A 20,477-nucleotide genomic window follows, 5' to 3' on the forward strand; every position below is an offset into this window, starting at 1 on the left:
CTCTACCCGGTCAGGTCCGCAACGCCAAATCGCCCGCTTCGAGCCATCGGAGTTGCCCCGCCCGCTCAGGCCGTCCGCGGGTGGGAACCCGCTCGTCGACCTTGCTGTTCCTGCCCCGGGTCCGGCCTGTGGCGCGGTTTGCGCCGTTCGTCCGTTTCCCCCGTGGGCCAGAGAGGAAATTACGCGTCCGGAGGAGACAACGTCAAATCCGCCGGGAGCATTCCCGGTCACATCATCGACCCGGGACCAGCTCCACTCCGGCGAAGGTCCGCTTCCCCCGGCGCAGCACCAGGTAGCGGCCGTGCAACAACGCCTCCGCCGGCACCGTCGCCTCCACGTCGGTGACCCGCTCGTTGTTGAGGTACGCGCCGCCCTCGGTGATCGCCCGGCGGGCCTCGTTGAGGCTGCTCACCAGACCGGTGTCCCGGAGCAGCCCGGCCACCGGCGGCAACGTCCCGACCCGCACCAGGCCGGCCTCCGCCAGCGCCGCACCCAGCGTCTGGGCGGACAGCTCGTCCAGCGCACCCCGGCCGAACAGCGCCTGACTGGCCGCGACCGCCTGCCGGGCCTCCTCGGCGCCGTGCACCAGCGTGGTCAACTCCTCGGCCAGCGCCCGCTGGGCGACCCGGGCCGCCGGGCGCTCCGCCGTCGCCTTCTCCAGCTCCTCGATCTCGGCGTGCGAGCGGAAGCTGAAGTAGCGCAGGTACTGGGCGATGTCCCGGTCGTCGCTGTTGACCCAGAACTGGTAGAAGGCGTACGGGCTGGTCATCGTGGGGTCGAGCCAGATCGCGCCGCCCTCGGTCTTGCCGAACTTCGTACCGTCCGCCTTGGTGACCAGCGGGGTGACGAAGGCGTGCACCGGCCCGGCGCCGCGCCGCCGTACGTAGTCGACGCCGGCGGTGATGTTGCCCCACTGGTCCGAGCCGCCGAACTGGAGTGTGCAGCCGTACCGGCGGTGCAGCTCGAAGAAGTCGTTGGCCTGGAGCAGCTGGTAGCTGAACTCGGTGTAGCTGATCCCGCTCTCCAGCCGCGCCTTGACCACCTCGCGGGCCAGCATCCGGTTGACCGGGAAGTGCTTGCCGACGTCCCGGAGGAACTCCGCCACCGACATCTCGCCGGTCCAGTCCAGGTTGTTGACCGGCCGTGCGGCGTTCTCCCCGTCGTACGACACGAACGGGGCGAGCTGCCGGCGGATCCGCTCGACCCAGCTCGCCACCACCTCGGGGCTGTTCAGCGTCCGCTCGCCCCGCTCGTTCGGGTCACCGATCAGGCCGGTCGCCCCGCCTACCAGCAGCAGCGGGCGGTGCCCGGCCAGTTGCAGCCGGCGGGCGGTGAGCACCTGCAACAGGTTGCCGATGTGCAGGCTCGGCGCGGTGGGGTCGAACCCGACGTAGAACGTCACCGGTGCGGAGTCGAAGTGCTCCGCCAGCTCGGCGGGATCGGTCGAGTCGAAAAGGAGACCCCGCCACCGCAGGTCCTCCAGCGGAGACTTCCAGCCGGCGGACGCGGCGGAAGGAAGGCTGCTATCGGTCACGGTGCAGATTCTCCACCATGCCGAGACGCCGGCCGTACCCGGTTTACCGCTCCGGCGCTGCGCGCGGCGTCGAGGCGTTGACGGGACAGGACGGCTGGCGGCACGCTACCCGGGCCAGGTCGCCACAAATCCCCCGACCCGTGGAGGCGTACCCGTGACCGTGCCGCAACAGACCCGCCAGCCAGCAGCCGACGCGAGCGCCGACCCGGACGGCGGCCTGGTGCACCTGCGCCGGGCCGGGGTCAGCCTGCTGCTGGACGGCACCGATGCCGGGATACCTGTGGTGCCGCACTGGGGTGCCGACCTGGGGGCGCTGTCCGGGCCGGAACTCGCCGACCTGGCCGCCGCGCTGCGCCGACCGGTCCGGTACGGCAACCCGGAGGGCCGGGCGGTCGGCATCCTGCCGGAGCACACGTACGCCTGGTTCGGCCCGCCCGGCCTCGCCGGGCACCGCGCCGGCCGGGACTGGTCGTCCCGGTTCCACCGCACCGACCTGCGGGTACGGGACGACCGGGCCGACTCGACCGCCTCGGTCGTGGTGACCGCCACCGACCACGCCGCCCGGCTCGACCTGGTGATCGAGATCGAACTCGATCCGGCCGGGCTGCTCCGGCTGCGGGCCGAACTGGCCAACCCGCCGGACGCCGAGCCCTACCAGCTCGACGGGCTGCTGCTCGGCCTGCCGGTGCCACCCCAGGCGGACGAGTTGCTGGACCTGACCGGCCGGTGGTCCCGGGAACGCGCACCGCAGCGGAGCCCGTTCACGGTCGGCAGCCGGTCCCGGGAGAGCCGCCGGGGCAAGCCCGGCCTGGACGCGTCGCTGCTGATGGTGGCCGGCACGAGCGGCTTCGGCTTCCGGTCCGGCGAGGTCTGGGCGATGCACCTCGGCTGGAGCGGCAACCACCGGCTACACGCCGAACGGACTCCGGACGGGGAAGGGCTGCTGGCCGCCGGTGAACTGCTGCTGCCCGGCGAGATCACGCTGGCACCCGGCCAGCGCTACCGGACGCCCTGGCTCTACGCCTCCTACGGGCAGGGGCTGGACGAGATGTCGGCCCGCTACCACGCGCACCTGCGACGTACCGCGCGGGCCCGGCAGCCCCGCCCGGTCGTGGCGAACACCTGGGAGGCCGTCTACTTCGACCACGACCTGAACCGGCTCACCGCGCTGGCCGACGCCGCCGCCGAGATCGGGGCGGAACGGTTCGTCCTGGACGACGGCTGGTTCCTGGGCCGGCGCGACGACCGGGCCGGGCTCGGCGACTGGTACGTCGACCCGACCGTCTGGCCGGACGGGCTGCATCCGCTGGTCCGGCACGTACGCGGGCTGGGGCTGGACTTCGGGCTCTGGGTGGAGCCGGAGATGGTCAACCCCGACTCGGAACTGGCCCGGGCGCACCCGGAGTGGATGCTCGCCACCGGCGGGCGGCTGCCCCGGCCGGCCCGCTGGCAGCAGGTGCTCGACCTGACCCGTCCGGAGGCGTACGAGTACGTGCTCGGGCGGCTCGACGCGCTGGTCCGGGAGTACGCCCTGGACTACCTGAAGTGGGACCACAACCGGGACCTGCTCGACGCCGGCCACCAGCCGTCGGGCCGGGCCGGCGTGCACGGGCAGACGCTGGCGGCCTACCGGCTCCTCGACGCGCTGCGCGAACGGCATCCCCGGCTGGAGATCGAGTCGTGTTCCTCCGGCGGCGGCCGGGTCGACCTCGGCATCCTGGAGCGGACCGACCGGATCTGGGGCAGCGATTGCATCGACGCCCTGGAACGGCAGTCGATCCAGCGCTGGACCCAGCTCCTGCTGCCGCCGGAACTGATCGGCTCGCACGTCGGCGCGGGCCGGTCGCACACCACGGGACGTACCCACGAGCTCGCCTTCCGGGCCGGTACCGCCTTCTTCGGCGCCTTCGGCATCGAGTGGGACCTGCTCCGGGCCAGCCCGGCGGAGCGCCAGGAACTTGCCTGGTGGGTGACGCTGTACAAGCGGCACCGCGCGCTGTTGCACGGCGGGACGGTGGTCCGGGTCGACCATCCGGATCCCGCGCTCTGGGTGCACGGGGTGGTCGCACCGGACCGGTCCGAGGCGATCATGGCGATCGTCGCCACCGCGACCGGCCTGACCGGCAACCCCGGGCCGGTCCGGCTGCCCGGCCTCGACCCGGACCGCGGCTACCTGGTCCGGGCGCTCGCCCCCGAGGACGCCGCCCGGACCCTGCCGGCGCCGCCGGCCTGGGCCACCGGTCCCGGGGTACGGCTGACCGGGCGCGGCCTCGCGCACGCCGGCCTACAGGCCCCGCCGATGCGCCCGGAGCAGCTCGTGCTGATCCACCTCGACGGGCGGTGACAGGTCGACGGCCGGTGACAGGTCAGTTGCCCGGCACGGTGACCAGGCCGGTCCGGTAGGCCACGATGACGAGCTGCGCGCGGTCCCGGGCGTGCAGCTTGCCGAGCAGCCGCCCGACGTGCGTCTTCACCGTCGCCGGGCTGAGCCGCAGATGGTCGGCGATCTCGGGGTTGGACAGGCCCCGGCCGATCAGGGTCAGCACCTCCCGCTCCCGTTCGGTCACCCCGGTCAGCTCCCGGGCCACCGGGCGGTCCGGTTCGGGCAACCGGGCGAACTCGGCGATCAGCCGGCGGGTCACGGTCGGGGCGAGCAGTCCCTCACCGGAGGCGACCACCCGGATCGCGGTCAGCAGGTCCTCCGGCGGGGCATCCTTGAGCAGGAAGCCGCTGGCGCCGGCCCGGATCGCCGCGTAGACGTACTCGTCGAGGTCGAAGGTGGTGAGGATGAGGACCCGGACCTGACCGGCGGCGGGTGACGCGGCGATCCGCCGGGTCGCCTCGATACCGTCCAGTTCGGGCATCCGGACGTCCATCAGCACCACGTCCGGGCGTTCCCGCTCGGCCAGCTCCACCGCTGCCGCACCGGTGCCGGCCTCGCCGACCACGGTCAGCCCCGGGGTCGTCTCGATCAGCACCCGGAAGCTGCCGCGCAGCAGCGCCTGGTCGTCGGCGATCAGCACCCGGACGGTCCCGTCGGTCACCGGCCCGCCCCGCCCGGTTCGACCGCCGCCGCTCCGGGGACCGCCGTCACGGCCGGTACCGCCGCCGGGGCGGTCGTCGCCTCGGCCGCGGCCGGGTACGGCAGCCGGGCCGAGATGCGGAACCCGCCCTCGTCGGTCGGACCGGCCGCGAAGGTGCCGCCGTACAGGTGCACCCGCTCACGCATGCCGATCAGGCCCTGACCCTTGGGATCGGCGGGCCGGACGGGACGACCGGGCTCGTTGCACACCTCGATCCGCAGCTGCGCACCGTCGACCGTGACCGCGACCCGGCAGCGCACCGGTCCGGCGTGCTTCACCACGTTCGTCAGCGCCTCCTGGACGATCCGGTACACCGACCGGCCGACGTCCTCCGGCGGCTCCGCCCCGGCCGGCAGCTCGAGCGTCAGTTCCGCGGCCATCCCGGCCGCCGTCGCCCGGTCGAGCAGGGCCGGCAGGTCCGCCAGGCCCGGCGCGGGAGCGAACTCGACCGACGTCCCGGGGGCGCCGCTACGCAGCACGCCGAGGGTACGCCGCAGCTCGGCCAGGGCGCTGCGGCTGGTCGCCTCGATGTCGCGCAGCGCGTCCCGGACCTCCTGCGGCCGGGACTCCGCGACGTGGTTGGCGACCGCCGCCTTCACCGTGATCACGCTCATGCTGTGCGCCACGATGTCGTGCAGTTCCCGACTGATCCGGAGCCGCTCGTCCACCGTGGCCTGCCGGGCCAGTTCCGCCGCCGACCGGGCGGCGTGGGCGCGCCGCTCGCGTACCGCCCGGCCGAGGATCCAGGTCGCCATCAGGAGCAGCAGCAGGAAGCCGAGCCCGGCGACCGCCTCGTCCCAGTCCGACGTCTTCGGCACGATCACCGGCGCCGAGCCGGCCAGCACCAGCAGCAGGGCCGGCACCGACCGGCGCAGCGGGGTGGCCAGCGCCACCTGGTAGAGCGCGCAGGCGATCGCCAGGAACACCGCCGACGAGGCGTAGACCGGCACCACCTCCACCAGTACGGCGCCGTACGCGCCGAGCGTCACCACCGCGAGCACCGGTACGGGCCAGCGGCGGCGTACCGCGATCGGGGCGGTGATGACGATCGTGCAGAGCAGGGAGAGCCAGACCGGCTCCCGGATCAGCGGGTCGGGGTACCCGGTCGCCGCCGGTGGGTCGGCGGCGGCGTAGCCGCAGGCCAGTGCCAGGCCGAGTGCCGCCAGCACGTCGAGGGCGATCAGGTCGCCGCGACGCAACCGGCGGGTGAGCAGCGGACGCGGGTGGGCGGCGGTCATCTGTCGACGGTAGCTGTCGGCCGGCTCGGGGCGCGTCCACCCGGAGCGGGTCATCCTGCGGTCTGATCCGCCGGACGGCACGGCGCCCGGGTAGCCCGCTGGGCGGGACCGGAAGTGACGGCTCCGCTCCGATGTGCCGGGACGGCCGATGCCCGATCTTCGACAGCATGACGCGACGACTCGACGGACCCCGACAACCGGACGGAACGGCACGGGCAGGCGGAACTGCACGAGAGGGCGGAACTGCGCAAGCAGGCGGAACGGGGCCAGAGGGCGGAGCGGGGCGGCCGGAGGAGGTGGCGCGACCGGACGGGACGGCGGAGCTGACCACCGCGGTACGGCTGCGCGAGGTCAGCCGGTCCTACGGCGCCGGGGCCGCCCGGGTGACCGCGCTGGACGGGGTCACCGTCGATTTCGACCGGGGCACCTTCACCGCCGTGATGGGGCCGTCCGGCTCCGGCAAGTCCACCCTGCTGCACTGCGCCGCCGGGCTGGACCGGCCGACCGGCGGCACGGTCACCATCGACGGTACCGACCTCGGCACCCTCGGCGAGACCGCGCTCACCCTGCTGCGCCGGGCCCGGGTCGGGTTCGTCTTCCAGTCGTACAACCTGGTGCCGTCGCTGACCGCGGCGCAGAACGTGGCGCTGCCGCTGCGGCTGGCCGGCCGGCGGCCCGACCCGGCCGACCTGGCCGCGGCGTTGGCCGAGGTCGGCCTGACCGGGCGGAGTCGGCACCTGCCGGACGAACTCTCCGGCGGCGAACAGCAGCGGGTGGCGCTCGCCCGCGCCCTGATCAGCCGGCCGGCGGTGCTGTTCGCCGACGAACCCACCGGCGCGCTCGACAGCCGGACCTCCCGGGAGATCCTGCGGCTGCTGCGCGACCTCGTCGACCGGCACCGGCAGACGGTGGTGATGGTGACCCACGATCCGGTGGCCGCCGCGCACGCCGACCGGCTGGTACTGCTGGCCGACGGCCGGGTGGTGGACGAACTCGCCGGCCCGCTGGCGGCGGAGACGATCGCCGCCCGGATGGCCCGGCTGGAGCCGGCGTGCTGACCGTCGCCGCACTGCGGGCCCGGTGGACCGGGCTGCTCGGCCCGTTCGTCGCGCTCTGCCTCGGGGTGGCGCTGATGTCGATGACCGCGCTGGTCCTGGTCTCCGCGCAACCCCGGGTGCCGGACCGGTACGCCGGGGCGGAGGTGCTGGTCCTGGCGCCCGAGGTGGCGGGGATTCCGGGTACCTTCCCGGAGCGCCGCCCCTGGTCTCCGGCGCGGACCGCCGAGCTGACCGAGCGGCTCGCCGCGCTCGACGGGGTGACGGCGGCGGTACCCGACCGCTCGTTCTACGCCCAGGCGGTCGTCGACGGACGGCCGGTCGGCGAGCCGGCGCTGGCGGACCCGCAGGGGCACGGCTGGTCGAGCGCGGCGCTGGCGCCGTACCGGCTGGTGGCGGGGAGCCCGCCGGTCCGGCCGGACGAGGTGGTGCTGGACCGGGCGCTCGGGTTCGCCCCCGGCAGCCGGGTGACCCTGCTGACCGCCACCGGACCGGCCGAGCGCACCGTGACCGGCACGGTGGACGGTCCCGGCTTCTACCTGGCCGACCCGGTCGCGGCGCCACTGGCCCGGGGAGTACGGCTGATCGGCCTGGTGCTCGCCGACGGCGCCGAGCCGGCGACGGTGCGGGCGGCGGCCGAGCAGGTCGTCGCCGGGAACGGCACGGTGCACACCGGCGCCGGCCGGGCGGCGGCCGAACCGCCCCGGGACACCCGGACCCGCTGGATCGGCATGCAGGTGCTGACCGGGATGACGACGCTTGCCGGATTCGTCTCGATCTTCGTCGTCGCCTCCACCTTCGCGTTCGGGGTCGCCCAGCGGCGCCGGGAGTTCGGGCTGCTGAGAACCGTCGGCGCCACCCCGGGCCAGCTCCGCCGGCTGATGTACACCGAGGCGCTGGCGGTCGGCGCCGTCGGAGCGGCCGTCGGGGCGGTACTCGGCAGCGCCTCCGCACCGGCCTTCGGTGCCCTACTCGTCGACGCCGGTTTCCAGCCGACCGGGTTCCGGGTCCGGGTCGAACTCTGGCCACCTGCCCTGGCGTACCTGGTGGGGCTGGTCGTCGCCCTGCTCGGGGTCTGGTCGGCGTCCCGCCGCGCCGGCCGGGTACGCCCGCTGGAGGCGTTGCGGGAGGCGGTGCTGGACCGGCGCCCGATGACCCGGTCCCGCTGGGCCGGCGCGATCGGCAGTACCGCGCTCGGGTTGCTGCTGACCGTGCTGCTCGTGGGGGCGGGACCGGACGACATCGTGAACTACGCGCTCTACGCGGCGATGGCGTTGACCGCCGGGCTGGCCCTGTTCGCCCCGGTACTGGTGCCGCCGCTGACCTACGCGCTCACCTGGCCGCTGGACCGGCTTCCCGGCGCGACCGGGATGCTGGTGCGGCGCAACGCGCTGACGGCTGTGCGGCGTACCGCGTCGACGTCGGCGCCGATGCTGCTCACGGTCGGGTTCGCGGTGTTGATCGCCGGATTCGTCGCCACCACCGCCGGCGCGTACGCGAGCCGGGACACCGCGGCGATCCGGGCCGGCTCGGTACTCGTCCCGGACGGCACCCCGGGACTGTCGGACGCGGCGGTGGCGGCCGTGCCGGGCACCGCACTGCTGCCCAGCACCGTCTACGCCGATCCTCCGGCCGCTCCGACCGGCACCGCCCCGACCGTCGGCGTCACTCCGGCCGGCACCGCCCCGACCGTCGGCGTCACTCCGCCGGCCGGAGCGGCTCGGCAGGGTGGCGGCGCAGGGGTGCCGGTGGCGGTCGCCGGAGTGGATCCGGCCGGGTTCGCCCGGGTGAACGGGCGCCTGCGGGTGCTCTCCGGAAATTTCGCCGACTTCCGGGGGCCGGACAGCGCGGTGGTGACGGCCGGACTCGCCGAGCGGCTGGGCTGGTCGGCCGGGGGTTCGGCGGTGCTCGATCTTCCGGACGGTACGGCGGGACGGGTCCGGGTGGCGGCGGTGGTCGACGACGGCTCGATACCGGCGGAGATGCTGCTCGCCCGGGAGGTCGTCCGGGCGCACGACCCGTCGGCACTGACCGAGGCGGTGTTCACTCCGGCCGCGGCGACCGGCCGGGACGGCGGGGTCGACCACCCCGCACTCGGGGCCCGGCTGGTCGGTGTCGCCGAGTACGCGGCGGAACGGGACGCGGCCGAGGACCGGCTGGTCCGGCTCGCCACGCTGATCCTGATCGCGGTCTCGGCCGGTTACACCGCGATCGCGCTGGCGAACACCCTGTTGATGGCGACCGCACACCGGGCCAGGGAGCTGCTGGTGCTGCTCCGCTCCGGCGCCACCGTCCGGCAGGTGCTCGGCACGGTGGCCGCCGAGTCGGCCCTGGTGGTGGCGATCGGCACCGCGCTCGGCCTGCTGGTGTCGACGGTCGCGCTGCTGGCGATCCGGTCGGCGCTCGGCGAGCAGTTCGGGGTGCCGGTCGAGTTGGTGGTGCCCGCTCCGACGATCGCGCTGGTGGTCTCCGGCTGCCTGTCGCTGGCCCTGGCCGCCAGTGTGTTGCCGGCCCGGCTGATCCTGCGGGCTGGTCCGGGCGCCGGTGCGGGATACCGGGTGGAGTGAGGCGAGCCGGACGGTGACAGGCCGGCGCCGGTGGGTGGGGCGGCCGGCGGATCGACCACAGCTGGGCCGGGCGGTGGGGTTGACTCGCCCGGAGCAACGGCCGACAATCCCTATGGGTTAGCTGGGGAATTAACGCAGCGGCGCGGCAATCCCCCAGCACGCCGTACCAGCGCTGGTACGACCCGTCGTCCGAACTGTCGGCGCCGGCTCCGACCGGAACGCCTCGACCGCCAGGCCCGGACCGGCCCCGCGACCACCCCCGGGAAGGAAGTCCCCGTGCGAAAACTTCTGCTCCTCGCCCTGGTCGGGCTCGGCGCGCAGCTCGTCGACGGCAGTCTCGGCATGGCGTACGGCGTCACCTCCACCACCCTGCTGCTGGCGATCGGCACCAACCCGGCGGCCGCCTCCGCCACCGTGCACCTGGCCGAGATCGGCACCACGCTCGCCTCCGGCGCCGCGCACTGGCGGTTCGGCAACGTCGACTGGAAGGTGGTCGCCAAGATCGGCATACCGGGGGCGGTCGGCGCCTTCGCCGGTGCCACCTTCCTGGCCAGCCTCTCCACCGAGGTGGCCGCGCCGGTGATGGCGCTGCTGCTGCTCGCCCTGGGGATCTACATCCTGGTCCGGTTCACCGCCGCCGGCATCCCCCGGGACCGCCTCGGCCAGCCGCTGCGCAAGCGGTTCCTGGCCCCGCTCGGTCTGGTCGCCGGCTTCGTCGACTCGACCGGCGGCGGTGGCTGGGGGCCGGTCGGCACCCCGGCGATCCTGGCCAGCGGCCGGATGGCACCGCGCAAGGTGATCGGCTCGATCGACACCAGCGAGTTCCTGGTGGCGGTGGCCGCCAGCCTCGGCTTCCTGGTCGGGCTGGGCAGCGAGAACGTCAACTTCGGCTGGGTGCTGGCACTGCTGATCGGCGGCGTGGTCGCCGCGCCGATCGCCGCCTGGCTGGTCCGGCACATCCCGCCCCGGATCCTCGGCTCGGCGGTCGGCGGCGTGATCATCCTGACCAACACCCGCTCCCTGCTCCGCAGCGACTGGATCGACGCCCCGGACGGCGTGCGGTACTCCGTCTACGCCCTGATCTACCTGGTCTGGGCGCTCGCGCTGGCGTACTCGATCCGGCAGTACCGGGCGCACCGGGACCGGGAGACCGTCGAGGCGATCGACTCGGCGGCACCGGCCACCGAGACCGAGTCCAGCGACAAGAGTTCGGCACCCACCCCGGCCTGAGCCGGAAGCGGGCGGCCCGCCAGACCGTGGGCCGCCCACCAGACCGTGGGCCGGCCCGGGGCCGGAGTACCCGACCAGACGGCGGCGGACGCGACCGCAGAGGTCCCGTCCGCCGCCGTCGGCCTGCTTGGCGGAGCGAGCCCAGGGCCTACCGGGCCGCGAGAATGTCCACGACGAACCGGAGCGGACCGGCGGGTTGCCCCTCTCTCGGGTTCTCGCCGTAGGCGAGCTCCGCCGGGATGTCGAGTTGCACCCGGCTACCCACCTTGACCCCGACCAGGCCCTGGTCCCAGCCGGGGAGCACCCGGCCGACGCCGATCTGCTCCTGGTAAGGCTCGCCCCGGTTCCACGAAGCGTCGAACTCCTGGCCGGTCCGGTAGGAGACGCCGACGTAGTTGACCATGATCGTCTGCCCGGCCCGAACCGCCGGGCCGGTCCCCTCGATCAGCGATTTGACGGTGAGCTTGCTCAGCTCACCGCCACCGGCTTCGACGGTCGGCCGTTGCGCCAACCGGGGATCCAAATCCGACGGGGGGCGGGGCGGCTCAGCGGTCGGGGCCGGCGGTGCGGTCGGCTCGGCGGCCGGCTCGGGGCTGGTACTCGCGGCCGGCGCGGCCGAGGATGTCGGCTTCCCGTCCATCAGCTGCGGCAGCACCACGATGGCGGCGACACCGAGCGCGGCCAGGACGATTCCGATGGTCCCGCCGGCCACCCGCTGCACACGGGCCCGGTTCGCGGCAGCCTGCGCAGCGGCCGCGTCCGCCGCGGCCCGGCGCTCCTGCTTGGTGGGGCGCCGCTGGCTCGTCGACCCCGGCTGCCCGGGGCTCTGGACCGGTTCACTCATCTGATCTTGCACTCCTCGGAACGGATGTCGAGTAGGGCGGGACGCCGTCGGCGGCGTCGAACGGCTCCGCACACCGTACCCGCGTCGATGCTGCCGGCGGCGGCTCGGTCCGCCGACGCCGGCAGGTGGCGACGGAGACAGGCGACCCGACGGGAGGAGAGTGTCCTTGCCAGTTTCCGCCCTGTCCGGCATGACCTACCCGGCCGGCGAGTTCTCCGGGCGCCCGCCGAGCCGCTGGTGGTCGCGGATGATCTCGGCGTAGCGCAGTCCGCTCGCCTTCATCGTCCGGCGCTGGGTGGCGTAGTCGACGTGCACCAGCCCGAACCGCTTGTCGTAGCCGTACGCCCACTCGAAGTTGTCGAGCAGCGACCAGTGGAAGTAGCCGTCCACCGGTACTCCCCGGGCGGCTGCCGCCGCGACCGCCGCGACGTGCTCCTCCAGGTACGCCGTCCGCTCCTTGTCCTCGATCCCGCCCTCGGCGGTGACGCTGTCCGGCCAGGCCGAACCGCTCTCGGTGACCAGGATCCGAGCCGGGGCGTACCGTTCGGTCACCGAGACCAGCAGCTCCTCCAGCCCGGCCGGGTACGCCTCCCAGCCCATAGCGGTCTGCACCGAGCCGGGCACCGGAACCTGCCGGGCGTGCGGCACCGGCCCGTCCGGGTCGTCGACGATCACCTGCCGGAAGTAGTAGTTGAGCCCGAGGAAGTCGGTCGGGGTGGCGATGCACTCCAGGTCGCCGGGGCGGACCGGCGGCTCGACACCGTAGACCCCGAGCATGTCGGCCGGGTAGCCGCGCCCGTAGAGCGGGTCCAGCCACCAGCGGTTGATGTGCCCGTCGGCCCGGACCGCCGCCGCCACGTCCTCGGGGCGGTCGCTGGCCGGCTCACACGGGCTCGGGTTGAGCACTATGCCGACCGAGGCCGGCCGGCTCGCCGCCGCCCGGACCGCGGCCGTGCCGAGCCCGTGCGCGAGCAGGGTGTGGTGGGCGGTGGCGACCGCCCGGCCCAGGTCCTGCTCGCCGGGGGCCATCCGGCCCTCCAGGTGGCCGATCCAGGAGACGCAGAGCGGCTCGTTCACCGTCACCCAGTCGGTGACCCGGTCGCCGAGCGCTCCGGCGACCACCGAGGCGTAGTCGGCGAACGCCTCGGCGGTGGACCGGGCGGGCCAGCCGCCCCGGTCCTGCAACGCCTGCGGCAGGTCCCAGTGGTAGAGCGTGACAAGCGGCCGGATCCCGGCGGCCAGCAGCGCGTCGACCAGCCGGTCGTAGAAGGCCAGCCCGGCCGGGTTGACCCGGCCGGTCCCGTCCGGCACCACCCGGGGCCAGGCCACCGAGAACCGGTACGCCTCGACGCCGAGCCGGCGCATCAGCGCGACGTCCTCCGGCCAGCGGTGGTAGTGGTCGCAGGCCTCGTCGCCGGTGTCGCCGTTGTCGACGTTCCCCGGCACCCGGCTCCAGGTGTCCCAGATGGACGGACTGCGACCGTCCACCCCGACGGCCCCCTCGATCTGGTACGCGGCCGTGGCGACGCCCCAGGTGAAGTTCGGCGGCAACTTGGACAGATCCGGCACTGGTCGACTCTCCTTCAGATGGTTCGGAGCGTGATGACCGTGCTGGTCACAGCCCGAGGTGGACGTGCTGCCGCAGACGGGGACGTGCTGCTGCGGACCGGACGGGAAGGCACCTACTTGACCGCTCCGGCGGTCAGCCCGGCGACGAAGTACCGCTGGAGGGCGAGGAAGCCCACCACCACCGGGATGCTCACCACCACCGAGGCGGCCATCGCCTGGTTCCAGTAGACGTTGTACTGCGTCGCGTACCCCTGGAGGCCGACGGCGAGGGTGCGGCTGTGCTCGTCGGTCATCACCGAGGCGAAGAGCACCTCGCCCCAGGCGGTCATGAAGGCGTACACGGTCACCGCGACGATGCCGGGCACGGCGGTCGGCAGGATCACCTGGAACAGCGTGCGCAGCGGGCCGGCGCCGTCGACCTGGGCCGCCTCGTCGAGCCCGCGCGGGATCGAGTCGAAGTAGCCGACCAGCATCCAGATGGAGAACGGCAGCGAGAAGGTGAGGTAGGTGATGGTCAGGCCGAGGCGGCTGGCGTACAGCTCGATCCCGGTGACGTTGCCCAGGTTGACGTAGATCAGGAAGAGCGGCAGCAGGAAGAGGATGCCGGGGAACATCTGCGTGGAGAGCACGGTGACCGAGAAGAGCTGCCGGCCGCGGAACCGGTAGCGGCTGATCGCGAAGGCGGCGAAGATGGCGATCGCCACCGAGACCACGGCGGCGGCGCTCGCCACCAGCAGGCTGTTCAGCAGGTACCGGCCGAGCGGCACCGTCTGCCACATGTCCACGAACGGCTGGAAGGTGACCCGGCTGGGCAGCCAGGTGAAGGCGCCCTGCACGTCGCGCAGCGGCTTGAGGCCGGAGCTGAGCATCACGTACAGCGGGGTGACGACGAAGAGGGTCAGCAGGCTGAGCACGATCCGGCGCGCCCAGCGTTCGCCTGTCGACTCACGCATGCTCTCTCCTGCGGTTGGTGACGAGCAGGTATACGGCGGTGACGACGAGCAGGAAGAGCAGCAGCGCCACCGACATCGCCGAGCCGAGGCCGAAGTTCCAGGTGACGAAGGAGCTCTGGTAGATGTGGATGGAGATCAGGTCGGCCTGCCGGGGCGCGGAGCCGCCGAACAGCACGTACGGGGTGTTGAAGTCGTTGAAGGTCCAGAGGAAGAGGACCAGCAGCAGCACCTGGTTGACCGGCCGGAGCATCGGCAGGGTGACGTCGCGGAGCCGTCGCCAGAAGTTCGCGCCGTCGATCGCGGACGCCTCGTAGAGTTCCGGCGGCACGTTCTGCAACCCGGCCATCAGGCAGAGGAAGGCGAACGGCCAGGACTTCCAGACCGAGACGATCAGCAGGGCGACGAAGCTGTTCCCGCCGATCAGCCAGAACGGCGGGTCGGCGCCGTCGACCAGGCCGAGCTGGTCGAGGGCGTGGTTCACCAGGCCGGTGTCCCGCTGGAACATGAAGGTCCAGGTGATCACGGCGGTGTAGACCGGCAGCGCGTACGGGGTGAGGAAGAGGGTACGCAGCAGCGCCCGCCCCCGGAACGGCCGTTGCAGGAAGACCGCGGCGGCCAGCCCGAGCATCCAGGAGAAGCCGACCGACAGCGTGGTGTAGAGGGCGGTGACCCAGAACGAGTGCAGCAGGTCCTTGCCGGTGGCCGAGCCGAAGTCGAAGGTGACCCGGTAGTTGTCCAGCCCGGCGAAGGGCGCGGTCGACCAGTCCCGGATGTGGAACTGGGTGAGTTCGAGCAGGCTCATCCAGACGCCGACGAGCATCGGGACCACGTGGATGCCGAGTTCGAGCAGGGCGGCCGGGACGAGCAGCAGGTAGGGCAGGTACGTCCGGCGTACGGGGCGGCGCGCGGGCCGGTCCGGCGGGTCGTCCCCGGCCGGCTCGCCGGCGGGCCGGACCGGGCCGGGCGGCATGGTGGTGGTGGCCATCGGATCCTCTCAGGGTGGACCGTGGAGGGGGCGGCGGTCCCCCTCCACGGTCAACCGTCGGCGTCGCGGCTCAGCTGCCCATCTTCTGTTGCGCCACGCCGAGCTTCTCCTGCACCGCCGCCTCGGTGATCGACTTACCGCTGGCGGCGTCGGCGAAGAGTTCCTTCATGGCGGTGCCGACCAGGGTCTCGAACTGGCTCTCCTCCGGCACCTGCGGCAGCGGCGCGGCGGTGGTGCCGAGCACCTCGCCGAGGACCTTCTGCTCCGGGGCCTGGAAGGCCGGGTCGGCGCTCGCCGTCTTGACCGACGGCAGCGAGCCGTAGGTCTTGTTGAGGATCACCTGTTCCGCGTCGCTGGTCATGAACTTGACGAACTGGAGCGCACCGTCGCGGTTCTCGGTGTGCTTGAAGATGGCCATGTTGATGCCGGCCACCATGCTGTTGACCTTCTTGCCGCCCGGCGGGGTGACGGCCGGGAACGGCACCGGCGCGATGCCCCACTCCTCCGGGCTCATCCCCTGGGCCTTGAAGTTCGACCCGGCCGCCTGCCAGAGCAGCATCGCCGCCTTGCGGTTGGCGAAGTCCGCGACGGACTGGTTCTGGGCGTACTCGGCGTTGCTCGGGTTGACGATCTTGTCGGCCGCCATCAGGTCGATGTACCGCTTGACGGCGGCGACGTTCTGCGGGGTGTCGAAGGTCGGCTTGCCGGCCTGGTCGAACCACTCACCGCCCCACTGCTGGCCGAAGGTGAAGGCGTGGTGGGAATTCTCCGCCGGGTTCGCGCCCTCCACCGCCAGCCCCCACTGGCCGGCCTTGGTGAGCTTCTTTCCGGTCTCCACCAACTCCTCCCAGGTGGTGGGCGGGGCGGTGATGCCGGCGTCGGAGAACATCTTCTTGTTGTAGTAGAGCGCGTACGCCAGGCTGTAGAGCGGTACGGCGGCCGGCGGCTTGCCGGGGGCACCGGCGGCGGCCAGCGCGGCCGGCACGAACCGGTCCTTGCCGCCCACCTCGGCCAGGGTCGCGTCGTCGAACGGGACCAGCGCGTTGGTGGCCTGCAACGAGGCCGACCAGGTGTTGCCGATGTTCACCACGTCCGGACCCTTGCCGGAGGTGGCGGCGGCGAGCAGCCGGTTGAGCAGGTCGGACCAGGGTACGACCTCCAGGCTGACCTTGATCCCGGTCTGCTGCTCGAACTTGTCCAGCTCGGGCTGGAGGGTCTGCTTGTCGAACTCGATGCTGGCGCCCTGGTTGCTGGCCCAGTAGGTGAGCGTCTTGGCGTCGCCGGAGGAGGAGCCGCCCGAGTCGCCGCAGGCGGCGAGGGAGGCGGTCGTCAACAGGGCCGCGACAGCCATGGCGAGGTGTCGTCTGGACACGACTTGCCCTTCTGCGTCGGCCGGCGGCCTCGCGTCCCGCCGGCGGGAACGCCGGGGCGGGGTCGACAGGCGGCCGGGGTGGTGGGGGCGGTACCGGCACGAGCACCGTCGGCGGCCGATGGAGCGGATGCCACCGAAGGGGGTTCCATCAAGGCTTAATTTACGCCGTTATTAAAGTGTGTGGTGGCTCGGCCGTCAAGGACGAGCCGTACAGTGATCCCCGGCGAACCCGGGTTTATCGAGGTGGTGGGTGGACCTGGAACGGACGACGAACCGGATCGTGCGACAGCGCAACCGGTCCGCCCTGCTGTCGAAGCTGTTCCTCGAAGGCCCGCTGACCCGGCAGGACCTCGCCCGCTCCACCGGGCTGAGCCAGCCCGCCGTGAGCAACGTGGTCGGCGACCTGATCGGCGCCGGCCTGGTGGTCGAGGCCGGCGCGGTGGGTTCCGACGGCGGCCGGCCGAGCATGATGCTCCGGGTCGCCCCGCGCTACGCCTTGGTCGCCGGGGTCGACGTCGGGGAGACCCGGATCCGGGTGGAACTGTTCGACCTGGCGATGACCATGCTGGCCAGCGCCGACTATCCGCTGGACGCGGCCGGGCCGGAGCCGGGCGCCGTGGTCCGGCACATCGTTGCCGGGCTGGACGCGGTCACCCGGTCGGCCGGGGCGGCCCGGTCGGAGATCCTCGGCGTCGGCATCGGCGTCTCCGGGGTGGTGGTGCAGGGCGGCGAAGCGATCGTGCACGCCCAGACCCTCGGCTGGCACGGCGTACCGCTCGAGCGGCTGGTCCGGGACGAGGTCGACCTGCCGGTGCACGTCGACAACGGCGCGAAGACCCTCGGCCAGGCCGAGATGTGGTTCGGGGCCGGGCGGGGCAGCCGGCACGCCGTCTTCGCGCTCGTCGGCTCCGGGGTCGGCGCGGCGGTGGTGACGAACGGGGTGATGTACCGGGGCATCTCCAGCAGCGCCGGCGAGTGGGGCCACACCACCCTGGTGTACGACGGCCGGCCCTGCCGGTGCGGCGCCCGGGGCTGCCTGGAGGCGTACGTCGGGGCGGAGGGCGTGCTCGACCGCTACCGGGAGGCCCGGCGCGGGCAGGCCGTACCCGGTGCCGACGAGGAGTCGAAGCTCGGGGCGTTGATCGAGGCGGCGGAACGTTCGGCGACCGCCCGCCGGGTGCTGGCCGAGACGGCCGGCTACCTCGGCGCCGGGGTGGCGAACCTGATCAACCTGTTCAATCCGGAACGGGTGGTGCTGGGCGGCTGGGCCGGCACGGCGCTCGGCGCGCACCTGCTGCCGGCGATCCGGGAAGCGGCGGCCGGGCAGGCGCTGCACCAGCCGTTCCAGCAGGCCACCATCGAGCTGGGTCAGCTCGGGGTGGACGCGGTGGCGCTCGGTGCCGCCACCCTGCCGGTCGCCCGGCTACTCGCCGCCGGCGGCATCCGCGACTGATCCGGGTACCGGAGACCAGCGCTGTGGGTGGTGCGCGGTCGGGCGGTCGCATGTGATCCGGCCTATCCCGAGACGGCCCGGCGAGCTCCGCGTGGTCCGGCGGCTCCGCGTGTTCCGGCATTCGGGATAAATTACGTCGTAATAAATTGATGTCTTGACGTGACCGGAACACGGGCGCAACACTCGTGATCCTCCGAGAGCGCTCTCCGATGTCCACAGCCCACCGGTCGACGACGCCGGACACCCCCGCACGGACAGGCAGGGTCATGATTTTTCATCGTTTTCTCCCCCGGTCCCATCCCGCCCGACGACGGTCCCGGCGACTCGCCGGGATACTCGCGGCCACCCTGCTGGTGGCGCTCACCCCGATCGCCGGGCCGACCCCGGCGGCGAGCGCCGCACCGGCGCTGATCTCGCAGGGCCGGCCGGCCACCGCCTCCTCCACCGAGGGCGGCGCCTTCACCGCGTCCGCCGCGGTCGACGGGAACACCGGCACCCGCTGGTCCAGCGCGTTCAGCGATCCACAGTGGCTCCAGGTCGACCTCGGCGCGAGCGCCACGATCAGCCAGGTGGTACTGCGCTGGGAGGCCGCCCACGGCCGGGCGTTCCAGATCCAGGTCTCGGCGAACGGCAGCAGCTGGAACAGCGTCTACAGCACGACCACCGGCACCGGCGGCACCCAGACGCTGAACGTCTCCGGCACCGGCCGCTACGTCCGGATGTACGGCACCGCCCGGGGCACCGGATACGGGTACTCTCTCTGGGAGTTCGAGGTGGTCGGCGAGTTCGGCGGCGGCAACCCCGGCGATCCCCCGGTCGAGCCGACCGACCCGCGCAACCCGAACCTCGGGCCGAACACCTTCGTCTTCGACCCGTCCACCCCGACCGCCACCATCCAGAACCGGCTCAACTCGCTCTTCACCGAGCAGGAGACCGCCCAGTTCGCCCCCCGGCGGTACGCGGTGCTGTTCAAGCCCGGCAGCTACACCGCCGACGTCAACCTCGGCTTCTTCACCCAGGTCGCCGGCCTCGGTATGTCACCCGACGACGTGAACCTGAACGGGCACGTCCGGGCCGAGGCGTTCTGGTTCGGCGGCAACGCCACCCAGAACTTCTGGCGGGCCGCCGAGAACCTCTCCGTCACGCTGCCCGCCGGGACGATCGTGGAACGCTGGGCGGTCTCCCAGGCGGCGCCGTACCGGCGGATGCACCTGCGCGGCGCCGGCAACCAGATCCAGCTCTGGAACGGCGGCGACGGCTGGGCCAGCGGCGGCCTGATGGCCGACACGAAGATCGACGGGATGGTCGTCTCCGGCTCGCAGCAGCAGTGGTACTCCCGCAACAGCGAGTTCGGCAGCTGGAACGGCTCGGTCTGGAACATGGTCTTCACCGGGGTGACCGGAGCACCGGCACCGCACTTCCCCAACCCGTCGCACACCGTCGTCGGGCAGACCCCGGTGGTCCGGGAGAAGCCGTTCCTCTACGTCGACGGCAGCGGCGAGTACCGGGTCTTCGTGCCGGCACTGCGCACCAACAGCCAGGGCACCAGCTGGTACAACAAGACCCCGGCCGGCTCGTCGATCTCGCTGAGCCAGTTCTTCGTGGTCCGCCCCGGCACCAGCGCGGCGACAATCAACGCCGCACTCGCCCAGGGCAGGCACCTGCTCTTCACCCCGGGTCTCTACCGGACCACCGAGACGATCCGGGTCACCCGGCCGGACACCGTGGTGCTCGGTCTCGGCCTGGCCACCATCGAGCCGCAGAACGGCATCACCGCGATGACGGTGGCGGACGTGGACGGGGTGAAGGTCGCCGGCCTCATGTTCGAGGCCGGTGCCACCAACTCGTCCGTGCTGATGGAGGTCGGCCCGGCCGGCTCCTCCGCCAGCCACGCCGGCAACCCGACCTCGCTGCACGACGTCTTCTTCCGGATCGGCGGCGCGGTGCCCGGCAAGGCCACCACCAGCCTGCGGATCAACAGCCACAACGTGATCGGCGACCACATGTGGCTGTGGCGGGCCGACCACGGCGACCCCGGCACCTACGGCTGGAACGTCAACACCGCCGACACCGGGCTGGTGGTCAACGGCAACAACGTCACCATGTACGGCCTCTTCGTGGAGCACTACCAGAAGACCGAGGTCATCTGGAACGGCAACGGCGGGCGGACGTACTTCTTCCAGAACGAGAAGCCGTACGACCCGCCGAACCAGGCGGCCTTCATGAACGGGTCGACCCGGGGCTATCCGGCGTACAAGGTGGCCGACTCGGTGACCAGTCACGAGGCGTGGGGGCTGGGCAGCTACTGCTACTTCAACGTCAACCCGTCGGTGGTGAACGAACGCTCCTTCGAGGTGCCGGTCACCTCGGGCGTCCGGTTCCACAACATGGTGACGGTCTCGCTCGGCGGCGTCGGCACGATCAACCGGATCATCAACAACTCCGGCGGCACCGCCAACACCGCCAACCAGGTGCAGTACCTGAACAACTTCCCGTAAGCCGGCACCCCTGCCACGCCGACGGCCCTGTTCCGGAGCGCACCTGCCGCCGGAGCCGGGCCGTCGGCCGGTACCGCCGGGCCCGCGTCGTCGCCG

Annotated in this window: 14 protein-coding genes; 6 read left to right on the forward strand and 8 right to left on the reverse strand. The window is 72.7% G+C overall.

What is annotated here, in order from left to right; translation table 11 throughout:
- Positions 1-232: 232 nt before the first annotated feature.
- On the reverse strand, positions 233-1,534 hold the full coding sequence (gene tyrS / locus ACN28A_RS36410; protein ID WP_421403329.1) for a tyrosine--tRNA ligase: 1,302 nt from the start codon (positions 1,532-1,534) through the stop codon (positions 233-235).
- Between the two features lie 154 nt (positions 1,535-1,688).
- On the opposite strand from tyrS, the gene ACN28A_RS36415 reads away from it, so the two are divergent.
- Positions 1,689-3,878 (forward strand): alpha-galactosidase, encoded by a 2,190-nt coding sequence (locus tag ACN28A_RS36415; RefSeq protein ID WP_421403331.1) that lies wholly within the window; start codon positions 1,689-1,691, stop codon positions 3,876-3,878.
- A 22-nt stretch (positions 3,879-3,900) separates the two neighbouring features.
- Here the strand turns inward: ACN28A_RS36415 and ACN28A_RS36420 are convergent, their stop codons facing one another.
- A complete protein-coding gene (locus ACN28A_RS36420; RefSeq protein ID WP_278062625.1) occupies positions 3,901-4,578 on the reverse strand; it encodes a response regulator in 678 nt (225 codons plus the stop codon).
- On the reverse strand, positions 4,575-5,855 hold the full coding sequence (locus tag ACN28A_RS36425) for a sensor histidine kinase (RefSeq protein ID WP_421403333.1): 1,281 nt from the start codon (positions 5,853-5,855) through the stop codon (positions 4,575-4,577). Before ACN28A_RS36425 ends, ACN28A_RS36420 begins: the two co-directional genes overlap by 4 nt.
- A gap of 296 nt (positions 5,856-6,151) precedes the next feature.
- Here ACN28A_RS36425 and ACN28A_RS36430 point away from each other — a divergent pair, with 296 nt between their 5' ends.
- The 3 genes from ACN28A_RS36430 to ACN28A_RS36440 all read left to right on the forward strand — a co-directional run bounded on the left by ACN28A_RS36430 (position 6,152) and on the right by ACN28A_RS36440 (position 10,707).
- On the forward strand, positions 6,152-6,913 hold the full coding sequence (locus ACN28A_RS36430; protein WP_421403335.1) for an ABC transporter ATP-binding protein: 762 nt from the start codon (positions 6,152-6,154) through the stop codon (positions 6,911-6,913).
- Positions 6,907-9,477 carry an ABC transporter permease gene (locus ACN28A_RS36435; RefSeq protein WP_421403337.1) on the forward strand — a complete coding sequence of 857 codons (2,571 nt, stop codon included), beginning with the start codon at positions 6,907-6,909 and terminating at the stop codon, positions 9,475-9,477. The genes ACN28A_RS36430 and ACN28A_RS36435 overlap by 7 nt, the downstream gene beginning before the upstream one ends.
- A 276-nt stretch (positions 9,478-9,753) precedes the next feature.
- Positions 9,754-10,707, forward strand: coding sequence for a sulfite exporter TauE/SafE family protein (locus tag ACN28A_RS36440; RefSeq protein ID WP_421403338.1), 954 nt, complete (start codon positions 9,754-9,756; stop codon positions 10,705-10,707).
- Positions 10,708-10,855: 148 nt separating this feature from the next.
- Here the strand turns inward: ACN28A_RS36440 and ACN28A_RS36445 are convergent, their stop codons facing one another.
- From ACN28A_RS36445 to ACN28A_RS36465, 5 genes are all read right to left on the reverse strand, one after another.
- Entirely contained in the window at positions 10,856-11,551 is a 696-nt protein-coding gene (locus ACN28A_RS36445; RefSeq protein ID WP_421403340.1) for an FKBP-type peptidyl-prolyl cis-trans isomerase, read from the reverse strand.
- Positions 11,552-11,746: 195 nt separating this feature from the next.
- Complete coding sequence (locus ACN28A_RS36450; protein ID WP_421403342.1) at positions 11,747-13,120, reverse strand: GH1 family beta-glucosidase; 1,374 nt, start codon at positions 13,118-13,120, stop codon at positions 11,747-11,749.
- Between the two features lie 113 nt (positions 13,121-13,233).
- On the reverse strand, positions 13,234-14,073 hold the full coding sequence (locus tag ACN28A_RS36455) for a carbohydrate ABC transporter permease (RefSeq protein WP_421403344.1): 840 nt from the start codon (positions 14,071-14,073) through the stop codon (positions 13,234-13,236).
- Positions 14,066-15,058, reverse strand: a complete 993-nt coding sequence (locus ACN28A_RS36460) for a carbohydrate ABC transporter permease (protein WP_421403346.1) — start codon at positions 15,056-15,058, stop codon at positions 14,066-14,068. The genes ACN28A_RS36455 and ACN28A_RS36460 overlap by 8 nt, the downstream gene beginning before the upstream one ends.
- A 70-nt stretch (positions 15,059-15,128) precedes the next feature.
- Complete coding sequence (locus ACN28A_RS36465) at positions 15,129-16,430, reverse strand: ABC transporter substrate-binding protein (protein ID WP_421403348.1); 1,302 nt, start codon at positions 16,428-16,430, stop codon at positions 15,129-15,131.
- Positions 16,431-16,680: 250 nt separating this feature from the next.
- Between ACN28A_RS36465 and ACN28A_RS36470 the strand changes: the two genes are divergently transcribed.
- Both ACN28A_RS36470 and ACN28A_RS36475 read left to right on the forward strand, forming a co-directional pair.
- Positions 16,681-17,883 carry an ROK family transcriptional regulator gene (locus tag ACN28A_RS36470; protein ID WP_421403350.1) on the forward strand — a complete coding sequence of 401 codons (1,203 nt, stop codon included), beginning with the start codon at positions 16,681-16,683 and terminating at the stop codon, positions 17,881-17,883.
- A 266-nt stretch (positions 17,884-18,149) separates the two neighbouring features.
- A complete protein-coding gene (locus ACN28A_RS36475) occupies positions 18,150-20,381 on the forward strand; it encodes a discoidin domain-containing protein (RefSeq protein WP_421403352.1) in 2,232 nt (743 codons plus the stop codon).
- Positions 20,382-20,477 lie beyond the last annotated feature (96 nt).

It is taken from the genome of Plantactinospora sp. WMMB782 (assembly GCF_049179135.1).
Taxonomy (GTDB): domain Bacteria; phylum Actinomycetota; class Actinomycetes; order Mycobacteriales; family Micromonosporaceae; genus Plantactinospora.

Coding starts and splice junctions, on each gene's coding strand:
- ACN28A_RS36460 (WP_421403346.1), bottom strand. CDS start 15,058: ATGGCCACCACCACCATGCCGCCCGGCCCGGTCCGGCCCGCCGGCGAG.
- ACN28A_RS36475 (WP_421403352.1), top strand. CDS start 18,150: ATGATTTTTCATCGTTTTCTCCCCCGGTCCCATCCCGCCCGACGACGG.
- ACN28A_RS36445 (WP_421403340.1), bottom strand. CDS start 11,551: ATGAGTGAACCGGTCCAGAGCCCCGGGCAGCCGGGGTCGACGAGCCAG.
- ACN28A_RS36455 (WP_421403344.1), bottom strand. CDS start 14,073: ATGCGTGAGTCGACAGGCGAACGCTGGGCGCGCCGGATCGTGCTCAGC.
- ACN28A_RS36425 (WP_421403333.1), bottom strand. CDS start 5,855: ATGACCGCCGCCCACCCGCGTCCGCTGCTCACCCGCCGGTTGCGTCGC.